Annotated in this window: 18 protein-coding genes; 8 read left to right on the plus strand and 10 right to left on the minus strand. The window is 71.2% G+C overall.

The window, feature by feature from the left end:
• Entirely contained in the window at positions 1–2991 is a 2991-nt protein-coding gene (gene uvrA, locus ACWGJY_RS06910) for an excinuclease ABC subunit UvrA (protein WP_453259722.1), read from the minus strand.
• Positions 2992–3256: 265 nt separating this feature from the next.
• Positions 3257–3703, minus strand: coding sequence for a hypothetical protein (locus ACWGJY_RS06915; protein ID WP_453259723.1), 447 nt, complete (start codon positions 3701–3703; stop codon positions 3257–3259).
• A gap of 53 nt (positions 3704–3756) precedes the next feature.
• On the opposite strand from ACWGJY_RS06915, the gene ACWGJY_RS06920 reads away from it, so the two are divergent.
• The 3 genes from ACWGJY_RS06920 to ACWGJY_RS06930 are packed head-to-tail and all read left to right on the plus strand — an operon-like array spanning position 3757 to position 5524.
• Positions 3757–4134 (plus strand): aromatic-ring hydroxylase C-terminal domain-containing protein, encoded by a 378-nt coding sequence (locus ACWGJY_RS06920; protein ID WP_453259724.1) that lies wholly within the window; start codon positions 3757–3759, stop codon positions 4132–4134.
• Complete coding sequence (locus ACWGJY_RS06925) at positions 4115–4858, plus strand: maleylpyruvate isomerase family mycothiol-dependent enzyme (RefSeq protein WP_453259725.1); 744 nt, start codon at positions 4115–4117, stop codon at positions 4856–4858. Before ACWGJY_RS06920 ends, ACWGJY_RS06925 begins: the two co-directional genes overlap by 20 nt.
• 9 nt (positions 4859–4867) lie before the next feature.
• Positions 4868–5524: an MBL fold metallo-hydrolase gene (locus ACWGJY_RS06930; RefSeq protein ID WP_453259726.1), complete on the plus strand. Its 657-nt coding sequence runs from the start codon at positions 4868–4870 to the stop codon at positions 5522–5524.
• Positions 5525–5665: 141 nt separating this feature from the next.
• Here ACWGJY_RS06930 and ACWGJY_RS06935 read toward each other — a convergent pair whose 3' ends face one another.
• The 4 genes from ACWGJY_RS06935 to uvrB form a co-directional block, all read right to left on the minus strand.
• Positions 5666–6649, minus strand: a complete 984-nt coding sequence (locus ACWGJY_RS06935; protein WP_453259727.1) for a TerC family protein — start codon at positions 6647–6649, stop codon at positions 5666–5668.
• A gap of 219 nt (positions 6650–6868) precedes the next feature.
• The gene (locus ACWGJY_RS06940; protein WP_453259728.1) at positions 6869–8962 is read right to left on the minus strand and encodes a TerD family protein; all 2094 of its coding nucleotides are present in this window, start codon (positions 8960–8962) and stop codon (positions 6869–6871) included.
• Between the two features lie 103 nt (positions 8963–9065).
• Positions 9066–9644 carry a TerD family protein gene (locus ACWGJY_RS06945; RefSeq protein ID WP_453259729.1) on the minus strand — a complete coding sequence of 193 codons (579 nt, stop codon included), beginning with the start codon at positions 9642–9644 and terminating at the stop codon, positions 9066–9068.
• Between the two features lie 239 nt (positions 9645–9883).
• Positions 9884–12016 carry an excinuclease ABC subunit UvrB gene (gene uvrB / locus ACWGJY_RS06950; protein ID WP_453259730.1) on the minus strand — a complete coding sequence of 711 codons (2133 nt, stop codon included), beginning with the start codon at positions 12014–12016 and terminating at the stop codon, positions 9884–9886.
• Positions 12017–12570: 554 nt separating this feature from the next.
• Between uvrB and ACWGJY_RS06955 the strand changes: the two genes are divergently transcribed.
• The 3 genes from ACWGJY_RS06955 (at position 12571) to ACWGJY_RS06965 (ending at position 14707) form a co-directional block, all read left to right on the plus strand.
• A complete protein-coding gene (locus ACWGJY_RS06955; RefSeq protein ID WP_453259731.1) occupies positions 12571–13455 on the plus strand; it encodes a glycerophosphodiester phosphodiesterase in 885 nt (294 codons plus the stop codon).
• 89 nt (positions 13456–13544) lie between these two features.
• On the plus strand, positions 13545–14114 hold the full coding sequence (locus tag ACWGJY_RS06960) for a methylated-DNA--[protein]-cysteine S-methyltransferase (protein ID WP_453259732.1): 570 nt from the start codon (positions 13545–13547) through the stop codon (positions 14112–14114).
• 50 nt (positions 14115–14164) lie between these two features.
• The gene (locus tag ACWGJY_RS06965; protein ID WP_453259733.1) at positions 14165–14707 is read left to right on the plus strand and encodes a DUF1697 domain-containing protein; all 543 of its coding nucleotides are present in this window, start codon (positions 14165–14167) and stop codon (positions 14705–14707) included.
• A gap of 18 nt (positions 14708–14725) precedes the next feature.
• Here the strand turns inward: ACWGJY_RS06965 and ACWGJY_RS06970 are convergent, their stop codons facing one another.
• Entirely contained in the window at positions 14726–15187 is a 462-nt protein-coding gene (locus ACWGJY_RS06970) for a type II toxin-antitoxin system PemK/MazF family toxin (protein WP_453259734.1), read from the minus strand.
• Between the two features lie 138 nt (positions 15188–15325).
• On the opposite strand from ACWGJY_RS06970, the gene ACWGJY_RS06975 reads away from it, so the two are divergent.
• Positions 15326–16756 (plus strand): WGR domain-containing protein, encoded by a 1431-nt coding sequence (locus ACWGJY_RS06975; protein ID WP_453259735.1) that lies wholly within the window; start codon positions 15326–15328, stop codon positions 16754–16756.
• A gap of 46 nt (positions 16757–16802) precedes the next feature.
• On the opposite strand, the gene ACWGJY_RS06980 is transcribed toward ACWGJY_RS06975, so the two are convergent.
• The gene (locus ACWGJY_RS06980; RefSeq protein WP_453259736.1) at positions 16803–17441 is read right to left on the minus strand and encodes a uridine kinase; all 639 of its coding nucleotides are present in this window, start codon (positions 17439–17441) and stop codon (positions 16803–16805) included.
• A 77-nt stretch (positions 17442–17518) separates the two neighbouring features.
• On the opposite strand from ACWGJY_RS06980, the gene ACWGJY_RS06985 reads away from it, so the two are divergent.
• Positions 17519–17728 carry a hypothetical protein gene (locus ACWGJY_RS06985; RefSeq protein WP_453259737.1) on the plus strand — a complete coding sequence of 70 codons (210 nt, stop codon included), beginning with the start codon at positions 17519–17521 and terminating at the stop codon, positions 17726–17728.
• Positions 17729–17786: 58 nt separating this feature from the next.
• Here ACWGJY_RS06985 and ACWGJY_RS06990 read toward each other — a convergent pair whose 3' ends face one another.
• Both ACWGJY_RS06990 and ACWGJY_RS06995 read right to left on the minus strand, forming a co-directional pair.
• Positions 17787–18713 carry an IclR family transcriptional regulator domain-containing protein gene (locus ACWGJY_RS06990; RefSeq protein WP_453259738.1) on the minus strand — a complete coding sequence of 309 codons (927 nt, stop codon included), beginning with the start codon at positions 18711–18713 and terminating at the stop codon, positions 17787–17789.
• Positions 18714–18863: 150 nt separating this feature from the next.
• Positions 18864–19808, minus strand: coding sequence for a quinone oxidoreductase family protein (locus ACWGJY_RS06995; protein WP_453259739.1), 945 nt, complete (start codon positions 19806–19808; stop codon positions 18864–18866).
• Between the last annotated feature and the right edge of the window lie 208 nt (positions 19809–20016).

The following is a 20016-nucleotide window of genomic DNA, read 5'->3' on the forward strand; positions in this document are numbered from 1 at the left end:
TCAGGAGGCCCGGCGGGCCCGCGCCGTCGTCTTCTTGGCCGCGGTCTTCTTGGCCGCCGCCGTCTTGCTGGCCGCCGCCGTCTTCTTCGCCGCGGTCTTCTTGGCCACCGGCTTCTTGGCGGAGGCCCCCACCCGCGCGGCATCGCTGACGCGTTCGCCGAGGATCTCCCGCAGGAACTTACCGGTGTGGCTGGCCGGGATCGACGCGACATCCTCGGGGCTGCCTTCGGCGACGACCAGGCCTCCGCCGTTGCCGCCTTCCGGTCCCATGTCGACGACCCAGTCCGCCGTCTTGATCACATCGAGGTTGTGCTCGATGACGATCACCGTGTTGCCCTTGTCGACCAGGCCGGACAGCACCTTGATCAACTTGCTGATGTCGTCGAAGTGCAGACCGGTGGTCGGCTCGTCGAGGACATAGACCGTGCTGCCCGTCGAGCGCTTCTGCAGCTCGCTGGCCAGCTTGACGCGCTGCGCCTCACCGCCCGAGAGCGTCGGCGCGGACTGGCCGAGCCGGACATACCCGAGACCGACCTCGTGGAGCGTCTTGAGGTGCCGGGCGATGGTCGGCACCGCCTCGAAGAAGCTCAGCGCCTCCTCGATGGGCATGTCCAGCACCTCGGCGATGGACTTGCCCTTGTAGTGGACCTCCAGCGTCTCCCGGTTGTAGCGCGCACCGTGGCAGACCTCGCACGGCACATAGACATCCGGCAGGAAGTTCATCTCGATCTTGATCGTGCCGTCACCGGAGCAGTTCTCACAGCGGCCGCCCTTGACGTTGAAGGAGAAGCGTCCCGGCAGATAGCCGCGGACCTTGGCCTCCATCGTCTCCGCGAAGAGCTTGCGGACGTGATCGAAGACGCCGGTGTAGGTGGCCGGGTTGGAACGCGGGGTGCGGCCGATCGGCGACTGGTCGACATGGACGACTTTGTCCACCAGGTCGTCGCCGGCGACCCGGGTGTGCCGGCCCGGCACCGACTTGGCGCCGTTCAGCTCACGCGCGAGGTGGGTGTAGAGGATGTCGTTGACCAGCGTCGACTTGCCGGAGCCGGAGACGCCGGTGACGGCGGTGAACACCCCGAGCGGGAACGAGACGTCGATGTCGCGGAGGTTGTTCTCCTTCGCGCCATGGACCGTGAGCTGCCGCGACGGGTCGGTGAGCCGCCGGAGGTCCGGCATGGCGATGGCCTTCTTGCCGGACAGATACTGACCGGTGATCGACTCCTTGGTGGCCAGCAGCTGCTTCATCGGGCCGCTGTGCACGACCTTGCCGCCGTGCTCACCCGCGCCGGGGCCGATGTCCACGACCCAGTCCGCGACCTTGATGGTGTCCTCGTCGTGCTCCACGACGATCAGGGTGTTGCCCATGTCACGCAGCCGCACCAGGGTCTCGATCAGCCGGTGGTTGTCGCGCTGGTGCAGCCCGATCGACGGCTCGTCGAGGACGTAGAGCACGCCCACCAGGCCGGAACCGATCTGGGTGGCGAGGCGGATGCGCTGGGCCTCGCCACCGGAGAGGGTGCCGGCCGCGCGGTTCAGCGAGAGATAGTCCAGGCCGACGTCGACCAGGAACTTCAGCCGCTCGTTGACCTCCTTGAGGACCCGCTCGGCGATCTTCTTCTCGCGGGCGTCGAGCTTCATGTCCCGCAGGAAGTCGGCGCAGTCGCTGATCGACATGGCCGCGACCTCGGCGATCGACTTCTCCTGGACCGTGACCGCGAGCACGATCGGCTTGAGGCGGGTGCCCTCACAGGTCGGACAGGGCACCTCGCGCATATAGCCCTCGAAGCGCTCCCGGCTGGTGTCGCTCTCCGCTTCGGAGTGCCGCCGCTTGACGAACGGCACGGCTCCCTCGAAGGGGGTCGTGTAGGCCCGCTGGCGGCCGTACCGGTTGCGGTAGCGCACCTCGATCTGGGTCTTGTGGCCGTGCAGCAGCGCCTTCTTGGCCCGCGCCGGGAGTCCGGCCCAGGGGATGTCCGTACGGAATCCGAGGGCGTCCGCCAGCGCGCCGACCAGGCGGCCGAAGTACTCCTTGGTGTGGCCGTGCGACCAGGGGTGGATCGCCCCCTCGTCGAGGGAACGGTCCTCGTCGGGAATGATCAGCTCGGGGTCGACCTCCATGCGCGTACCGATGCCGGTGCAGTCCGGGCAGGCGCCGAAGGGTGAGTTGAAGGAGAAGGAGCGGGGCTCCAGCTCCTCGAAGGAGAGATCGTCGTAAGCGCAGTAGAGATGCTCCGAATACATCCGCTCGCGCTGCGGGTCGTCCGCGTCCAGATCGACGAAGTCGAGGATGACCATGCCGCCGGAGAGCCCGAGGGCGGTTTCGACGGAGTCGGTCAGCCGCCGCTTGGCGGACTCCTTGACCGTGAGGCGGTCGACGACCACCTCGATGGTGTGCTTCTCCTGCTTCTTCAGCTTCGGCGGCTCGGAGAGCTGGATCGTCTCCCCGTCGACCCGCGCCCGGCTGTAGCCCTTGGTCTGGAGGTCGGAGAAGAGATCGACGAACTCGCCCTTGCGCTCGCGCACCAGCGGGGAGAGCACCTGGAAGCGGCTGCCCTCGGGGAGTTCGAGCACCTTGTCGACGATGGCCTGCGGCGACTGCCGGGCGATCGGCCGCCCGCACTCGGGACAGTGCGGCTTGCCGATACGGGCGAAGAGCAGGCGGAGGTAGTCGTAGACCTCGGTGATCGTGCCGACCGTCGAGCGCGGGTTGCGCGAGGTCGACTTCTGGTCGATCGAAACCGCGGGGGACAGGCCCTCGATGAAGTCCACATCGGGCTTGTCCATCTGCCCGAGGAACTGCCGGGCATAGGAGGAGAGCGACTCGACATAGCGCCGCTGCCCCTCGGCGAAGATCGTGTCGAAAGCGAGCGAGGACTTGCCCGACCCGGAGAGCCCCGTGAAGACGATGAGGGAGTCGCGGGGGAGGTCGAGCGAGACGTTCTTGAGATTGTGCTCGCGAGCGCCACGGACGATGAGACGGTCGGCCACGCCGGTCGGCACCTTTCTTGGAGGGGGGCGGGGGCCGCGGCTCTGCGTCCGCCGCACGGTGGGTGAGCAGAGGCGACGAAGCGGAGCGGGAGCCCCCGCCCCAGGGTATGGGGCCCGCCGCGGCACTGTCTTTCGGATGCCACACACGAGCTTATAGCACGCGCATTCGATTTAGAGGGTTCGCAAGCCCTCTTCACCCGAACGTGTGGCGGCCCCACAATCTTCCCGGCCCACCGCACGCCCGTACGCTGCGAGAACTCCCCCGTCAAGCGATGCCGGGCAGCGCCCGCTCCAGCGCATCGAACGTACGCCGCAGCGCCTCCGCCGGTTCAACGGCCACCGCGTCCACGGGGTCACTCCCGATCCGCCGGGCCGCCGCTCCGGCGTAAGCCGCCCGGATCCCCGCGATGATCAGCGCCACGGCCGGCCGGGCGTCACGGCCGGGCCGGTCCGCATCGTCACCCGCCACCTCGGCCACGGTGACGTTACCGAAGCCGCGCCGGATGAACAGCAGCGTGGCCTCCCCGAAGACCCACTGCCGGGTGCGCAGCTTCTTGCGCTCGCGCAGCGTCAGCCCCCCGCCCTCCTCGGTGAAACCGCCCTCCGCCCGCCGTCTCCGGTGTCGCGCAGCGCTACGACCTGCCCGGCGACCACCCGGCGACCACCCGCTGACCGGCCGCAGCGCACCCGGCCTCGCGCTCTCCGACGGCATCCGGCTGCGACGGCACCCGGCTCGCGGACCATCTGCGGGGCGGACAGCGGCTGTTGCCCGGTCTCGCCGATGACGGCGAGGTGCGCACGCGCGCGACGGGATACGACGACGGGATGGAGGTGGTCACGGCGGGCTGCCCCGAGCGGCCCGGTCCGGCCGTCCTTCTGGTGCGGCCGGACGGCTGCACCGCCCGGACGGCGGACTTCCCCGGCGGCCCGGACGCGCCGGACGAGGTGGTGGCCGCGCTCCGGCGCTGGTTCGGGGCGCCCGGCGAAGCGGTGGCCTGTACCACCGCGGGCGGCGCGCCCCGGCGGCCCTTCCGGCTGCCGCGCGCCGCCCGCGCCGCCCGCGTACACCCTGATCGGCTCCGGCCCACTCCCGAACCCGCCCCGGCGGCGCTAGCGTCGGACCATGACCCTCACCCCGCCTGACTTCCCGCACGATGTGGCAGCCGTCCGTGAGGCCACCGACCGGCTCCTCGTCTCGGTGAGCAAACTCGACGACGCGGCGATCGGCGAGCCGTCGCTGCTCGCCGGCTGGACCCGCGGCCATGTCCTCGCCCATCTGGCACGCAACGCGGACGCGCTGGGCAACCTCCTCACCTGGGCCCGCACGGAGGTGCGCACGCCGATGTACGCCGGTCCCGAGGCCCGTGCGGCCGATATCGAGCGGGACGCCGACCGCCCGCTGGCGGCACATCTGGAGGACCTCAGGGAGACGGCGGCGCGGTTGGACACGGCGATGGACGCGCTGCCGGAGGCCCGCCGGGCGTACGAGGTCGAGATGCGCAACAACGTCGTCGAACGGGCCGACCGGCTGCCCCTGCGCCGGCTGGCCGAACTCGAACTGCACCATGTCGACCTCGGCGTGGGCCACACCCTCGACCAGCTGTCGCCCGCCTTCGTCGACAGCGAACTGGCCTTCCTGGCCACGATCAAGTTCGCCGGGCACCCGGATCTGCCCGCGCTGGAACTGCGGGCCGACGACGGCCGCCGGTGGCGCACCGGCCGCCTCGGCCCCGGACCGGGCACCGAGGCTGCGCCCGTGGTGGTGACGGGCTCCGCAACCGCGCTGGTGGGCTGGCTCACCGGGCGCGGCGACGGCAGCAAGCTGGACAGCCATGGCTCCGGGCTGCCCGCCGTACCGCCGCTCTAGAGTGGTCCCATGGGCTACAGCGGAGCAGTGAAGGTCGGCGGACCGGCCGACGTGCACGAGCTGACCGACCTGATGATCTCGAAGGTCGCGGTCGGTCCGATGGACAACAACGCCTACGTGCTGCGGTGCCGGGCGACCGATGAGCAGTTGCTGATCGACGCGGCCGCCGAACCGCACACCCTTCTCGCACTGATCGGCGACAGCGGCATCGGGTCCGTGGTCACCACGCACCGGCACGGCGACCACTGGGGCGCGCTGCGCGAGGTCGTGGAGGCGACGGGCGCGCGGACCTACGCCGGGCGGTACGACGCCGAGGGCATCCCCGTCCCCACCGATGTGCTGGTCGAGGACGGTGACACCCTCACCGTCGGCCGGGTCGAGCTGACCGCGCGCCATCTGGTCGGACACACACCGGGCAGCATCGCGCTGGTCTACGACGACCCGCACGGCGCACCCCATCTGTTCACCGGCGACTGCCTGTTCCCCGGCGGCGTCGGCAACACCTTCGGCAGCGCCGAGAACTTCACCCGCCTGATCGACGACGTGGAGCGCAAGCTCTTCGGCGAACTGCCCGACGAGACCTGGGTCTACCCGGGGCACGGCTGCGACACCACACTCGGCGCGGAGCGGCCGCACCTCGCGCAGTGGCACGAGCGCGGCTGGTAGCAGGGGCACGGCGAACCTGTTCGGACTCCGGACGGGCAGCGGGTCAGTGCGCTGCCCGCGCGACGGCGCCCGGTTCCCGCTCCGACGAGGAGCGGGGCCGGGCGCCGTCGGCGCTGTGCCCGCGGGCCGTGGGGACCGGCCTCAGACGTCGATGCGCTCCTTGGCCGCCGCCTCGGCCGCGGCCTGCTTCTTCGAGGCGCGCAGACTGGTGAGCGTCGTGACGACCAGCACGGCACAGATGACGCCCAGCGAGACCGGAATGCTGATCTCCGGAACGGCCACCCCTGACTCGTGCAGGGCGTGCAGCACCAGCTTCACGCCGATGAACCCCAGGATGACGGACAGGCCGTACGAGAGGTGGACCAGCTTCTTGAGCAGTCCGCCGATCAGGAAGTACAGCTGCCGCAGGCCCATCAGGGCGAAGGCGTTGGCGGTGAAGACGATGTACGGGTCCTGGGTGAGGCCGAAGATCGCCGGGATGGAGTCCAGCGCGAAGAGGACGTCGGTGGTGCCGATCGCCAGCATGACGATCAGCATCGGCGTCATCAGCCGCCGGCCGTTCTCGACGATGAACAGCTTGGTCCCGTGGTACGTGTCGGTCGACGGGAAGCGCTTCTCGACCATCTTGAGGAAGCGGTTCTCCTCGAACTCCTCGTCCTCCTCCCCGGCGCGGGCCTCCTTGATGAGCTTCCACGCCGTCCAGATGAGGAAGGCGCCGAAGAGGTAGAACACCCAGGAGAAGTTGGCGATGATCGCGGCGCCCCCAGCGATGAAGCCGGCCCGCAGCACCAGCGCGATCAGCACGCCCACCATCAGCACCCGCTGCTGGTAGACCGCCGGGACCGCGAACTTCGCCATGATCAGTACGAAGACGAAGAGGTTGTCGACGCTCAGGGACTTCTCGGTGATGAAGCCCGCGAAGAATTCACCGGCCGGTGCGGTGCCGGCGAACAGCAGCAGCCCGAGGCCGAAGAGCGCGGCAAGCGCGATCCAGACACCGGTCCAGATTCCGGCCTCCTTGAGGGAGACCTCGTGGGGTTTGCGGCCGCCGATGAAGAAATCGGCGGCGATCAGGGCGCACAGACCAAGGATGGTCAGCGCCCACAGGGTCAGGGAAACGTCCACTGCTCCTCCGGCAGAGTCGTACGGCACTTACAGCGTCGTCGCTGCCGGAGGTCTCTTCCGCCCCGTTCCGCCCGTTGGGGGAACAAGGCCGACGCCCCGGGATCGCGTCACACTCGCAAATCCGTGATGACGGGTACGTCGTAGCGGGAATACTCCCCTCCGCATCAAGAAGCGTAAAGGAAGTCCAATGAATAGTAAAGAAGTAGGTAAAGTGGCTGGTCAGAGTGCTCGACGGGCGGCCGCGACCCGGCCCAGCACCTGCCGCACCACCTGACTCCCCCGAGGGGCGAGCAATGGCTCGTACGTCCAGGCATGGCCGACCCAGGGATCGGCCAGATGGGCATCGGGCACGGGTGTGATCCGCAGCAGCGAGCGCCACATCGGGTCCAGGACCGGGCCGTACTCCCTGCACCGGGCGCGGTCGGCGACCATCATCAGATGCACCCCGGCCGCCGGGCCCTCGTCGGCCAGATAGCGGAGCTGGGTGAGGGCACGGTCGTCGAAGCCGTGCGGGAAGTCATGCACGATCAGCAGTTGCCCGGCGGTGTCGAGATCCGGCGGGAGTGAGTCCGCGGCGTCGTGGCGCACGGCCATCTGGACGAGGTCCACCCGGCGCATCAGCGCCTCCAGCACCGCGGCCACTCCCTTGGCGCCGGGGAGCGGGGCGGCGGGCAGCGCGCCACTCTCGACCAGCGGCGCGAGCGCGCTCGCCGCGCTGCCGCCCGGATCGATGACCTGCACCGCGAAGTCGCCGGCGGGGTGACCGGCGAGCATCCGGACGGCGATCGCGACGGCCGTCTCCATGGCCAGCCGGCGGAGCTCGGCCTCGTCCGGCGGCCCGTCCGTGAGCGCGCTGCCCAGCTCCCGCCGGGCGATGTCGCGGTCGGGGTCGGGGCCGGGGCGGTCACGCCCGGCGTAGGCATCGGGCCCGCTGTCGATCCACAGCCCGCGCTCCAGGGGGAGGCGTACGAGCAGGGGAATGCGCAGGTCCAGGACTTCCGGGAGGTACAGATCGCCCAGGCGCACCGCCATCGCACGCTCCGGCGGGGCGTGGTAGCCCTCCCACACGGGGCTGTCCCAGCGGGCGAAGGCGGGCGGCAGCGCGGGCTCCACGACCGCCGACTCGGCCGCGAGCTGCGCGAGGTCACGGTCGAGGGCGGCGCGGGCCTGAGCGACGAGGGCGGCGTATTTGTCACGGGCGGTGGCGCGGGCGGCATCGGCTGCCGTACCGACGCGCCGGCGCGGGTCGGACAGGGCCTGGTCGAGCTCCTGCTCCAGGCGGGATTCGGCGAAGCCGGATGCGCTGCGGTAGGCCGCGACCGAGCGGGCCAGATCCTCGAACATGCCCCAGACCTGGTGGTAGAGCCGCTCCTCCAAGCTCCAGCCGGCGGCGTCACCGGCCACGGGCAGCGCGGGCCCGTCGGACGGGGCGGGGGTCCCCGCGGGCACGGGTGCGCCCGCGGGGGCGGCGGCCGGAGCGGGGCCGGCCGGCACCTGGGCGGCCGGTGCGGGGACGCTGCGGCGGCGTGGGTGCCGGTAGTCGACGGGGCCGCCACCCACGGGGGCGGGCGCCGCGTCCGTGGGTTTGGCGCCGGCTCCGGTCTTCGGCCCGGTGACCGGTCCGGCTCCGCTGCCGGCGGGTGCCGGGCCGTCAGCTGCGGAGGTGTGCGCGGGGGACGGCCGGTCCGCCGCGGCCGGGCCCGCCCCGGCCCGTTCGGAACGGCTCGCCGCCACGGGGGCGGGCGCCCGGACGGCGCGGGCCTGTCCCCGGCTGATCGCTGCCTCGATCTCGGCGGCCAGCTCAGCGGCCCGCGGCAGACCCTGATCGCGCAGCATCGCCGGGAGGCCGTCCGCGTACCCCTGGCCCACGGCGCGCACCTTCCAGGCGCCCTGCCTGCGGTAGAGCTCCACGGCGATGACGGCGGACTCGGCGCCCAGACCGGTGACGGTGTAGCAGGCGAGGGCGGTGCCGTCGAGGCCGGTGACCGTGACGGACGGCGCGGCGGCCGAGCCGAACGCGGCCGGCGCGCCGGTCCCGCCGGGCAGCGCCAGCAGCACGCTCACCCGGTGGACGGCACCGGACAGCGCGTCGAGATCCACGGCGATGCGGTGCTCGGTGGCCGCCTGACGGGGAACCTCGACGCCGGTGCGCCGGGGCGCGCCCGGGTGGGCCACCGCGTCGGCGCCGGCGAGCCTGCCCTGCGCGTCGCCGAGAGTGACCCCGGCCACGACGGGGGAGCCAGCCGTCACCCGGATCTCCACCCGTGCCCGGTCCAGTGGATGGTTCTGCCCCCGGACCAGCTCGGCGGTCATCGTTGTTCCCCCTGGTGGTGTGTGGCCTCCCCGGACGCGGGCCCGGAGCGGCAGCGGCCCGGCCCGGCGCCGCCCGGTACGCGCTGCCGCGGGTGGTGGTGGTTTACAGGTGCGGCAGGATCGCCGGGACGAGGTCCTGGAACGTGCGGCCGACGGAGGGCTCGCCGATGGCCGTCATCTGCCAGCCGCCGCCCACGCGGTGCACCTTGGACATGACCTGCGCGGTGTAGTTGCCGCCGCCCGTGAGGGTGTAGCGGGCCAGCTCCTGGCCCGTGGTCTCGTCCACCAGGCGGCAGAAGGCGTCCTGCACCTCGGCAAAGGTCTGACCGGTGAAGGAGTTGACGGTGAACACGATCTGGTCGATGTGCACCGGCACCCGTGCCAGGTCGACCAGGATCGCCTCGTCGTCGCCGCCCTGGCCCGCACCGCCGACCAGGTTGTCGCCGGTGTGCCGGACCGCGCCGTCGTCGCTGACCAGGTGCTGGAAGAAGACGACGTCCATGGGCTTCTTGTCGGCGAACAGCACCGCGGAGGCATCGAGGTCGATCTCGCTGGTCCGCCTCCCGAACAGTCCGCGGCGCGGCGCCGAGCGCCATCCCAGCCCCATCCGCACCGCGGTCAGGCTTCCGCCGTCGGACTTCTGCAGGCTGATGCCCTGCCCCTTGGACAAATTGACCGACACGCGCCGTCCCCTCTCTCTGCTGTCCCCGCCCAGCTTTCCGGCGGCCCCTTCGACCCTACGCACGACGGCGGGCCGGGGGCGCGCCGGACCCGCGTTTTGTGGCGCTTCTGCAACACACCGGGCATCGCCGGACACCCGCCGCTCACGTGCGGCGATGCCGCGCCAAGGGCGGTGCGCACCGCCCGGAAGGGCAGCCGCACATCGTCCGGATACTCCCCCTCAGCTCGCGCCGCTCCCCCTTACTTCACCCCGGCCTCCCTCATTTGCCGCAGCTCCTTCTTCAGTTCGCCGACCTCGTCGCGCAGCCTGGCGGCGACCTCGAACTGCAGCTCGGCCGCGGCGGCCCGCATCCGTTCCGTCATCTCCTCGATGAGCTCGGCGAGTTCGGCGGCGGGACGGTCCGTCAGCGCCGCGCCCGCCTTGCCGCCCTTGCCCTTCGCGGCCTTCCCGCCGAGCGCCGGGACCGGCGCCTTGGCCTGGGCCTCCTTGGCGCCGGAGCCCTTGCGGTACCCCGTGCCCAGCAGCTCCTGGGTGTCGATCTCCTCGCGGGCGATCGTGGCGACGATGTCGCCGATCTTCTTGCGGAGCGGCTGCGGGTCGATGCCCCGCTCCTTGTTGTACGCCAGCTGCTTCTCCCGGCGGCGGTTGGTCTCGTCGATGGCCTTCTCCATCGCCCGGGTGACCTTGTCGGCGTACATGTGCACCTGCCCGGAGACATTGCGCGCCGCGCGTCCGATGGTCTGGATGAGTGCCGAACCGGACCGCAGGAAGCCCTCCTTGTCGGCGTCCAGAATGGCCACGAGGGAGACCTCCGGGAGGTCGAGTCCCTCACGCAGCAGGTTGATGCCCACCAGGACGTCGTACTCGCCCGACCGCAGCTCGCGCAGCAGCTCCACCCGTCGCAGGGTGTCCACGTCGCTGTGCAGATAACGGACCTGGATACCGAGCTCGAGGAAGTAGTCCGTGAGGTCCTCGGCCATCTTCTTGGTGAGGGTGGTGACCAGGACGCGTTCGTCCTTCTCCGTGCGCTCACGGATCTCGTGCACCAGGTCGTCGATCTGTCCGTCGGTGGGCTTGACCACCACTTCCGGGTCGACCAGGCCGGTCGGGCGGATGATCTGCTCCACGAAGCCGTCGCCCCGGGCGAGCTCGTACGGGCCCGGGGTCGCGGACAGATAGACGGTCTGGCCGATGCGCCCCAGGAACTCTTCCCACTTCAGCGGCCGGTTGTCCATGGCGGACGGCAGCCGGAAGCCGTGCTCGACGAGGGTGCGCTTGCGCGAGGCGTCGCCCTCGTACATGGCACCGATCTGCGGGACGGTGACATGCGACTCGTCGATGACCAGGAGGAAGTCGTCCGGGAAGTAGTCGAGGAGGGTGTTGGGCGCGGAGCCGGGCTCGCGGCCGTCCATGTGCATCGAGTAGTTCTCGATGCCCGCGCAGGAGCCGATCTGGCGCATCATCTCGATGTCGTAGGTGGTGCGCATCCGCAGCCGCTGGGCCTCCAGGTGCTTGCTCTGCTTCTCCATCCTGGCGAGGCTGTCCGCCAGCTCGGCCTCGATCCCGGCGATGGCCTTCTCCATGCGCTCCGGGCCGGCGATGTAGTGGCTGGCCGGGAAGACGTACAGCGCCTGGTCGTCGCTGATGACCTCGCCGGTCAGGGGGTGGAGGGTGGAGAGCGCCTCGATCTCGTCGCCGAACATCTCGATCCGCACGGCCAGCTCTTCGTACACCGGGAAGATCTCGATGGTGTCGCCGCGCACCCGGAAGGTGCCGCGGGTGAAGGCCACGTCGTTGCGCGTGTACTGGATGTCGACGAAGCGGCGCAGCAGCTGGTCACGGTCGACTTCGTCGCCGACCTTCAGCGGCACCATCCGGTCGACGTACTCCTGCGGCGTACCCAGGCCGTAGATGCAGGACACCGAGGCGACCACGACGACGTCACGCCGGGTGATCAGCGAATTCGTCGCGGAGTGGCGCAGCCGTTCGACCTCCTCGTTGATGGAGGAGTCCTTCTCGATGTACGTATCGGACTGCGGGACGTACGCCTCGGGCTGGTAGTAGTCGTAGTAGGAGACGAAGTATTCGACCGCGTTGTTCGGCAGCAGCTCGCGGAATTCGTTGGCGAGCTGGGCCGCGAGGGTCTTGTTGGGCGCCAGGACGAGCGTCGGGCGCTGCAGCTTCTCGATCATCCACGCGGTGGTCGCCGACTTGCCGGTGCCGGTCGCGCCGAGCAGGACGACATCCTTTTCACCCCCGCGGATGCGCCGCTCGAGTTCGGCGATGGCCGCCGGCTGGTCGCCATTGGGCTGGTAGGGGCTGACGACCTCGAAAGGCGCCACCGTGCGTTCGATATTTGATACGGGCCGCATGGCATCCACCGTACGACTCGGCACTGACAATCGACGCGATCAGCGCTCTGACCTGCATTTTTAGGGTTTGTTGTGGTATTGGCGAACGTCCCGCGACGGCCTGTGGGCACCGGGCGGCGGCGAGCGGGGGACGGCGGTGGGCGCGGGACCGCGGACGGCGGCCGAGGTGTGCGGGAAAGCTGACCAGCGGCCCGTCCGGACCCGGGCCGGGAGAACGGTGGGCCGAGCGCGGAGCCGGCCGTGGCGGCCCGCCCTCCGAGACGCCCGGCCAAAACCGTTCAGAAGCACGAGGGGTGACGCATCATCGGCCAAGATGCGCGGATGCCTCGGCTCCGGCAAGTTGGACGGCGTCGGAACGTACGTCTGTGGCACGGCTGATCCGGGCATCCTGCAACTGCGTGTCGCTCCGCAACGGAAAACCGGCCACTTCTCGTTCAGCGCCCGGCCACCACACGACCGCCTCCCGCTACGGCCCGGCTGCGAGCCTCTGCCCGTCCGACCCGGTTCACGTCGCTTCACGTCAGCTCACGTCCACGACGTCACGAGGAGTCCGTATGCGTATTCGCCCCGTCGCCACCGTTGTCGCCGGTGCGCTCATGGGTCTGTCCGCGCTCGTCCTCTCCACAACCGTCGCCCAGGCCGCACCGGCCGGACACCCGCCGGTGACGGTCGCCCACCGCGGCGCCTCGTCGTACGCGCCCGAGAACACCCTCGCCTCGATCGACGCGGCCGACCGGCTCGGCTTCGAGTGGGTCGAGAACGACGTCCAGCGCACCAAGGACGGCGAGCTGGTCATCCTCCATGACAACTCGCTCGCCCGGACGACCAACGTGAAGAAGGTCTTTCCCGACCGCTCCCCGTGGAACGTGTCGGACTTCACGCTCCACGAGATCGAGAAACTGGACGCGGGCAGCTGGTTCGGACCGAAGTTCCGCGGGGAGCGGGTGCCGACCCTCGAGGACTACATGGACGAGGTCGAGCACAACGACCAGAGTCTGCTGATGGAGCTCAAGTCGCCGGAGCTCTACCCCGGCATCGAGCGGCAGACCCTGACGGAGCTGCGCCACGCGGGCTGGCTGGACAAGGGACACCTCAAGCAGCGCCTGATCATCCAGAGCTTCAACGCGGACGCGATCAAGACCGTGCACCGCCTGCGGCCGGACATCAAGACGGGCTTCCTCGGCAATCCGTCCGTCGCCGACCTCCCGAAGTTCGCGAAGTACTGCGACCAGATCAACCCCGTCCACACGGCGGTCACCCCGGGGTACGTCGCCGCCGTGCACGGTCTGAAGGGCCCGCACCGGCGGCCGCTGGACCTGTACACCTGGACGGTCGACGACGCGGCGACCGCGGTCAAGGTCGCCGGACTGGGCGTCGACGGCATCATCACCAACAAGCCCAACGTGGTGCGTGACGCGCTGGAGGGCACCAACGACTGAGGGTCCCGCGCCGACGGGGAACGGGTGCCGGCGAGAGCCGCCGGTCCGTTCCCCGTCGTTTTGTCAGTGGTGCGCCCTACCCTGGTCAGGTGACGAATTCCGAGCAGGTTTCCCCTCCGGCGGCGGCGCCTGCGCGCGAGTGGGCCTGGACGCGGCTGGAGACCCCCGTCGGGCCGCTGCTGCTCGCCGCGACCCGGCAGGGGCCGGCCCGGGTCGCCTTCCATGCCGGCGAGCGGACCACCCGTCGGGAGCTGGCCCGTCTGGAGCAGTTCTTCGGCGGGGCGCCGTGCGCCTCGGTACCTCATCTGACGACGGCCACGGCCGAGCTCACCGCCTACTTCGCCGGGGAGCTGCGGTCCTTCACCGTCCCCCTGGACTGGTCGCTGTCCGCCGGCTTCCCCTCGCGGGTCCTGCATGCCCTGGCGGCTGACGTCCCCTACGGCAGCGTCGTCGGCTATCAGGACCTCGCCGACCGGGTCGGGGAGCCGGGCGCCGCCCGTGCGGTGGGCGCCGCGATGGGCTCCAATCCGCTGCCGGTCATCGTCCCCTGCCACCGTGTCGTGGCCAGTGACGGCGGCATCGGCGGCTTCGGCGGCGGGCTGGAGACCAAGCGTCTGCTGCTGGCCCTCGAAGGTGTGCTGCCCGCACCGCTCTTCTGATGCCGGCCCTCGTCCATCCCCCCGGTCCGGCTCCTACGAAGGGCAACGCCATGTCCCGTCAGATCGCTCTGCTCCGCGGCATCAATGTCGGCGGCCATCGCTCCTTCCCCAAAGCGAAGCAGCTGGAGGTGGCCCGGTCCCTGGGCTTCGAGGACGTCTCGGTCCTGCTGCAGACCGGCAATATCGTCTTCGCCGACCCCGGTACGCCGCCGCAGCAGACGGCCCGGCTGCTGCACGACCGGATCGCCGCGGAGCTCGGCCTGACGGTGCCGGTCGTGGTGCGGACCCGCGACGAGCTGGCCGCCGCCATCACCGCGAACCCGTTTCCGCAGGCCGTGCCGGAGCCCAGGAGCCTGCATGTCACATTCCTGTCGGCGGTGCCGTCCGACACGTCCCGGCTGGACGCGCTCGACCTGTCCGCGTTCGCGCCCGACCGGTACCGGCTGATCGGGCGCGAACTGTATCTGTGGTGCCCCGGCGGCATGGGCCGCTCCAAGCTCGCCGCGGCCCTGAGCCGCGCCCCGCTCGGGGTGACGGCCACCGCCCGCAACTGGAACACCGTCACCAAACTCCTGGCCCTGGCGGACGGCTGACCCCCCGGACCACGGCCGTCAGCGCCAGCCGTAGCGCTCGCGCAGCCGGTTGACCACCAGGTTGAAGCGGCCCCGGTCCAGCGCGCAGGCCTCGCGCCGCATCCCGGCCGGGTGCACCCTCAGCACCCGGTCCACGGCCACCCATGAGTCGCGCCCCGCGCGGTCCCACGGGCCGGTCCCGAGGGGCACCCACTCCCGGTCGTTGTTGTGCCGCTTGCTCGACAGCTGCACGGCCAGCAGCGTTCCGCCGGTCTCACGGGCGACGACCAGCACCGGGCGGTCCTTGCCCCGGCCGTCGTTCTCCTCGTAGGGCACCCAGGTCCACACGATCTCGCCGGGGTCGGGGTCGCCGTCGGGGTCGGGCGCATAGGACATCTTTACGGTGCCGACGGAGCGCGGGAGGGCCTCCACGGTCGCGGTGGGCCCCTGGCTGCCGGGCAGCGCGGCGGAGTCGTCGGATGCGTTGAATGAAGTGGTCACGGACTCACGCTAACCGCCGCCGCCGGCGCGCCGGTCAGCGGTCCGCGCCCGGCGGTCCGGGCTCGGTTGTCAGTGGTCGGCCGTACGGTTTTTCCAGCGGGGGACGGCCGTGGGGCCGCCCGGGGAGGGGATATTGCCATGTCCGGGACCACAACGTATCTGGAGCTGTCGCAAGAGGGCGGCGGCGCCCACAAGTTCTACGAGGTGACGGTGCAGGACACGGTCGTCTCGGTGCGCTACGGACGCATCGGCGCGGCCGGCCAGCAGCAGACCTCGGCGTTCCCGACCCGGGAGAAGGCTCAGGCCGCGGCCGCCCGGAAGATCGGCGAGAAGGTCCGCAAGGGCTATGCGCCTGCGGTCCGGGGCCGGCGCACGGCCCGCCCGGTGACGCGGCGCCAGGTCTCCTCCGCCCCCTCGACGGCCCGCGCGGTCGCCCCGGTGCTGTGGCGCTTCCGTACGGGCGCATCGGCCTTCGGCATCCATATCGATGAGGACCGCTGCTGGGTGGGAAACCAGAACGGCGAGGTCCACACCCTGGGCCACGACGGCGAGGTGCTGGCGCGCTATCAGCTCCCCGACGGCGTCAAGTGCCTGGTGGCGGACGACTTCTGGATCTATGCGGGCTGCGACGACGGCACGGTCTACGACCTCTCCTCGAAGCTTCCCTTCGCCGCCTACGGCATCGCCCCCGACGTCGATATCTTCTGGCTGGACATCCGCGAGGGCATCCTCAACGTCGCCGACCGCAACGGCGGGCTGACGGTGATCGACCACGAGGACGAGTACCAGTGGTCGCGGCGCAGCGCGGGCGAGCACGCCTGGATGGTGCGACGGGACGAACGCGCCGTCTACCACGGTCATCACCACGGTGTGACCGCCTACTCCGCCGACGGCAGCAGCGAGTTGTGGCACACCCCGACCAAGGGCGCGGTGCTGTTCGGCTGGCAGGAGGACCACTCGGTGTACGCCGGCACCGACCGGCGCGTCGTCCAGCGGCTGGCGAAGGACACCGGGGCGCTGGAGGCCACATATCCGTGCGACTCGGTCGTCTACTCCTGTGCCACGGCCCCGGGCGGCCGCTATGTCTTCGCCGGCGACTCGGCCTCCTCGGTGTACTGCTTCGCCGCCGACGGCACCCGCCTGTGGAAGCTGGGCACCGGCGGTGGATCGGCGCTGTCCATGCAATACCGGGACGAGAAGCTGTACATGGTCACCACCGACGGCTCTCTGGTGTGCGTGGATGCGAGTGACGCGGCGGTCGCCGCCGCCCGGTCGGGCACGGTGCCGGTGGCCCGGGATGTGAAGTCGGCCGCCGCGCTGCCCACCTATACCCCGTCGGCCACGGTGCGGACGGTGCCGGCCGCCGCCGCTTCGGGGATCGTGGTGGAGTGCGTGCAGGAGAACGACCGGCTGCGGGTCCATGTCCTCTCCGAGGGCTATGAACCGTCCTGGAACGTGCAGTTCCCGCGTCATATACGCCGGCCCGGGGCGCGGTATGCCGTCGATGAGCTGTCGGCGGCCGCGGGCGGCTTCTACCGCGTCCGGGGCGAGATCCGGCAGCTCGTGTGAGGCCGGGCGCGCAGACCGTACCGGGCGCTCAGACCGGGCCGGGCGCTCAGACCGGGCCGCTCCAGGCCGGCCGGCGGGGATCGTCGGCCCGTACGACCACATCCGCCGTCTCCTCGGGCCGGGTCTCGGCCTCGTAGCGCGCGAACGCGGGCAGCGTCCAGCGCTCGTCCTGCGGAGTGCGGCGGGCGAGCGCGGCCGGCGACAGCTTCAGATGCACGGAGAGATCGAAGGGAAACCAGTGACCGAGCAGCAGGGGGCCGTGCAGCAGCAGGACACCGCCGGGTGGCAGTTCCAGGTATGCGCTGCGCGTGGCCCGGTCCGCCACCGGATCCCACAGGTCCGGAAGCACCCGCCCGGTGCCGCCCGGGTCCAGCGGCTGGAACACCTCGCGCCACAGGGCCTGCCGGTCGAACCACGCGTCATGGAAGGCGTCGGGGTCCTCGCGGCCGTATTCGAGCCGGAGCGAGGCGGGGCGCAGAAAGCCGAAGGCGCCGGCCTTGTGCACCGCCCGCCCCCGGACCCGCAACGCCTCGGCGAGCCGGCCGGCCAGTTCGCCGGGCGCGGCAGCGGGAGCCCCGTCGAGGGCCACGCGCAGCCAGGGGCTGCCGTCCTTCGCCTCCGATGTGGCGATGCGCCCGGCGAGCGCGTCGGTGAGCCGTTCCCAGGTGATCGCTTCGAGCCGCACCCCGCCATTCTGCACGGATGCGCGTCGCGGGGCGTGCGGCGTCAGCCCGGGAGCGGCCGCTCCGGCGGCGTGGTGAGGTGGACACCGCAGACGGCTCCGGCCCGGGACACGGCGCCGCGCCGTACGCCACCGCCGAGGGCACGGACCGCCGCCCGGCCGCCCGCCGGACCGCCGTCCGCCGCCCTCCGCTGCGCCGGCGTCGCCGCCCCCGCCGCGGCAGGGGCGGCCAACTCGGCTTCCGTCAGGCCTCCTTGGGCACTCCGGGCACCTCCCTGTGCGGCCGCTGATACCGCACAGGGAGGGACGGACCGGTTCATGACCGGTCCGGCGGCCGGGTGCCGACGTTCAGGGCCGGTCCGCGGACGGCCGGGCGGCTCCGTAGCGGCTGAGTTCGGCCGCCGCCTCCTTCGTCGCCTCGATGACGCGGTCCGGGGCCACCGGCATCACGGACTTGAGCTGGAGAAGCAGCACCGCTCCCATGATGGAGCCGTCCCACATGATCGGCGCCGCGCAGGAGTTCCAGCCGGCCATGCACTCCTCGTAGCCGAGCGCATGGCCGAGGTCGCGGACCTCGGCGAGCGACTCCACCAGGGCCTCGTTGTCCCGGTAGACGCCGGGCCCCGCCTGGTCCGGTACGGGCTCGGCCAGCACCCGCTGCTGGAGCACCTCCGGCAGGTAGGCGAGGATCGTCCGCCCGGAGGCACCGGTGCGCAGCGAACGCGTCACGGACAGCACATCGCGCGGTGTCATCCCCAGTTCCGCGAGGTCGGAGTCGCCGACGGCCATGTCGACGCACTGCCGTTGCGCACCGGAGAAGGGCGCCACCATGTAGAGAAACGCCAGGCCGCCGTCGGTGGCCTTCCGCAGTTCGCGGAGCACGGTCTGGGAGGTCGCGCCGTCGAGGCGGTGGTCGAGCGCGGTGAACGCCAGCTGGGCGGCCGAGGTCCGCAGCCGGTAGAGGCCGCGGTCCACCCTCTCGAAGATGCGCTGGTAGATGCCGGACTGCAGGATGCGGTAGACGACGGAGTCGTCCAGGCCGGTGAACTCGGCGATCTCACCGGGTCCATGAGCGGATCCGCCCAGCTCGGCGAAGGCCGTCTGGACGAGGAAGACCCGCTCGGCATGGCCGGATCCCGATGCCCGGGAGCCCGTGGACGACGTGCCCTTGGGCGCCTGGCGCGCTTTCTTGCGGCCCGCGGTATGCGGCGCCACGCCGGTGGCGGGCACGGCGGCCGAGGCCGTCGCTCCTGTGGTTGTGGTGCGGTTGCCCATCGTGTGCTCTCTCCCCTGGCAGTGGTCCGCGCCCGAAGGCGCACGGCAGTTGCACTGCGAGCCGGCACCCCCGCCCGCGCTGCGTGGCGGCCGGCCCCGGGGTCTGCTCCCGCGGCCGTGGTGCCCGTCCGGCACCCCGGGCTACCGGAATTATCGGGCGACGTCGAGGGCCAGTTTTCCGGTCGGGGTGCGTGCGGCCAGTTCGTGGTGCGCCCGTGCCGCCTCACCGAGCGGGTACAGGCTGCCGGTCAGCGGCTTGAGGCTGCCGTCGGCGACCGCGTCGAACAGCGCCTGCATGGACGTCGGCAGCGCCGTGCGGTCCGCATAGAGCTGCGGCAGCCAGAAGCCCGAGACGGTGATGCTCCGCGCCATCAGCTCCCGCGTCGGCACGCTCGCCGGCTCGCCCCCGGCGAATCCGTAGACGGCGAGCCGGCCGCGTGGTGCGACGGCGGCGAGGGTCCGCCGGAAGGTGGCACCACCGGTCATCTCCAGCGCCGCGTCGACCGGGCCGCCGGCCGCGTCCAGGATGCGTTCGGTCAGATCCTCGGCGGTCGAGTCGACCACCGCGTGGGCCCCCAGTTCCCCGGCCAGCTTGCGCTTTTCCGCCGAGCCCGCCAGGCCGATGACCTTGGCGCCGGCGTGCGCGGCGAGCTGGACGGCCAGCGAACCGACGCCGCCGGCCGCGGCCGGCACGACGACGGTCTCGCCCTCGGCGAGGCGCAGCGAGGTGAACAGCAGATGCCAGGCGCTGTTGCCCTGCAGTGCCAGTGCGACGGCCTGTTCGTCGCTGACGGCGTCGGGGACGTCCCAGGTGACGCGGCGGTGCAGCAGTGTGCGCTCCGCGTATCCGCCGCCGCGGCACAGCCCGACGACGCGCCGGCCGCCGTCCACCGTCCCGACGACCTCGTTCCCGGGTACGTACGGCAGCACGACGGGCGCGAGGTAGGAGTCCCCCCGTACGTGCACGTCCGCGTAGTTGATGCCGGCCAGGGCCACGTCGACCAGCGAGTGGCCGGCGCGGGGCGCGGGTTCGGGAACGTCGTCGAGCCGCAGCACGTCCGGGCCGCCGAACTCTCGCATCACAATCGCGCGCACGACTCTCCTTCGGGTTCTCCGGTGCGGTGCCCGCACAGGGTAGGCACGTCGGCCATCTGCCCGCGGATACCCGATCATTTCGCGCCAACCCTGCGGGACTGCGCGCCCCGCCACCCCTCTCGTCACGAGAATTTTCCGGCCGCTTTCTCGCGTCGCGAGAAAACTCCGCAGCGGTTTCCGCCCATTGCGACGTTTTACTGCAGTTCTA

This window comes from Streptomyces sp. NPDC054765, assembly GCF_053612065.1.

Bases quoted from the DNA above. Each gene is read 5' to 3' on its own strand.
- ACWGJY_RS06915 (WP_453259723.1), bottom strand. From the start codon at position 3,703: ATGCCGTCGGAGAGCGCGAGGCCGGGTGCGCTGCGGCCGGTCAGCGGG.
- ACWGJY_RS06965 (WP_453259733.1), top strand. From the start codon at position 14,165: ATGTCCCGTCAGATCGCTCTGCTCCGCGGCATCAATGTCGGCGGCCAT.
- ACWGJY_RS06940 (WP_453259728.1), bottom strand. From the start codon at position 8,962: ATGACCGCCGAGCTGGTCCGGGGGCAGAACCATCCACTGGACCGGGCA.
- ACWGJY_RS06975 (WP_453259735.1), top strand. From the start codon at position 15,326: ATGTCCGGGACCACAACGTATCTGGAGCTGTCGCAAGAGGGCGGCGGC.
- ACWGJY_RS06925 (WP_453259725.1), top strand. From the start codon at position 4,115: ATGACCCTCACCCCGCCTGACTTCCCGCACGATGTGGCAGCCGTCCGT.
- ACWGJY_RS06990 (WP_453259738.1), bottom strand. From the start codon at position 18,713: ATGGGCAACCGCACCACAACCACAGGAGCGACGGCCTCGGCCGCCGTG.
- ACWGJY_RS06930 (WP_453259726.1), top strand. From the start codon at position 4,868: ATGGGCTACAGCGGAGCAGTGAAGGTCGGCGGACCGGCCGACGTGCAC.
- ACWGJY_RS06955 (WP_453259731.1), top strand. From the start codon at position 12,571: ATGCGTATTCGCCCCGTCGCCACCGTTGTCGCCGGTGCGCTCATGGGT.
- uvrB (WP_453259730.1), bottom strand. From the start codon at position 12,016: ATGCGGCCCGTATCAAATATCGAACGCACGGTGGCGCCTTTCGAGGTC.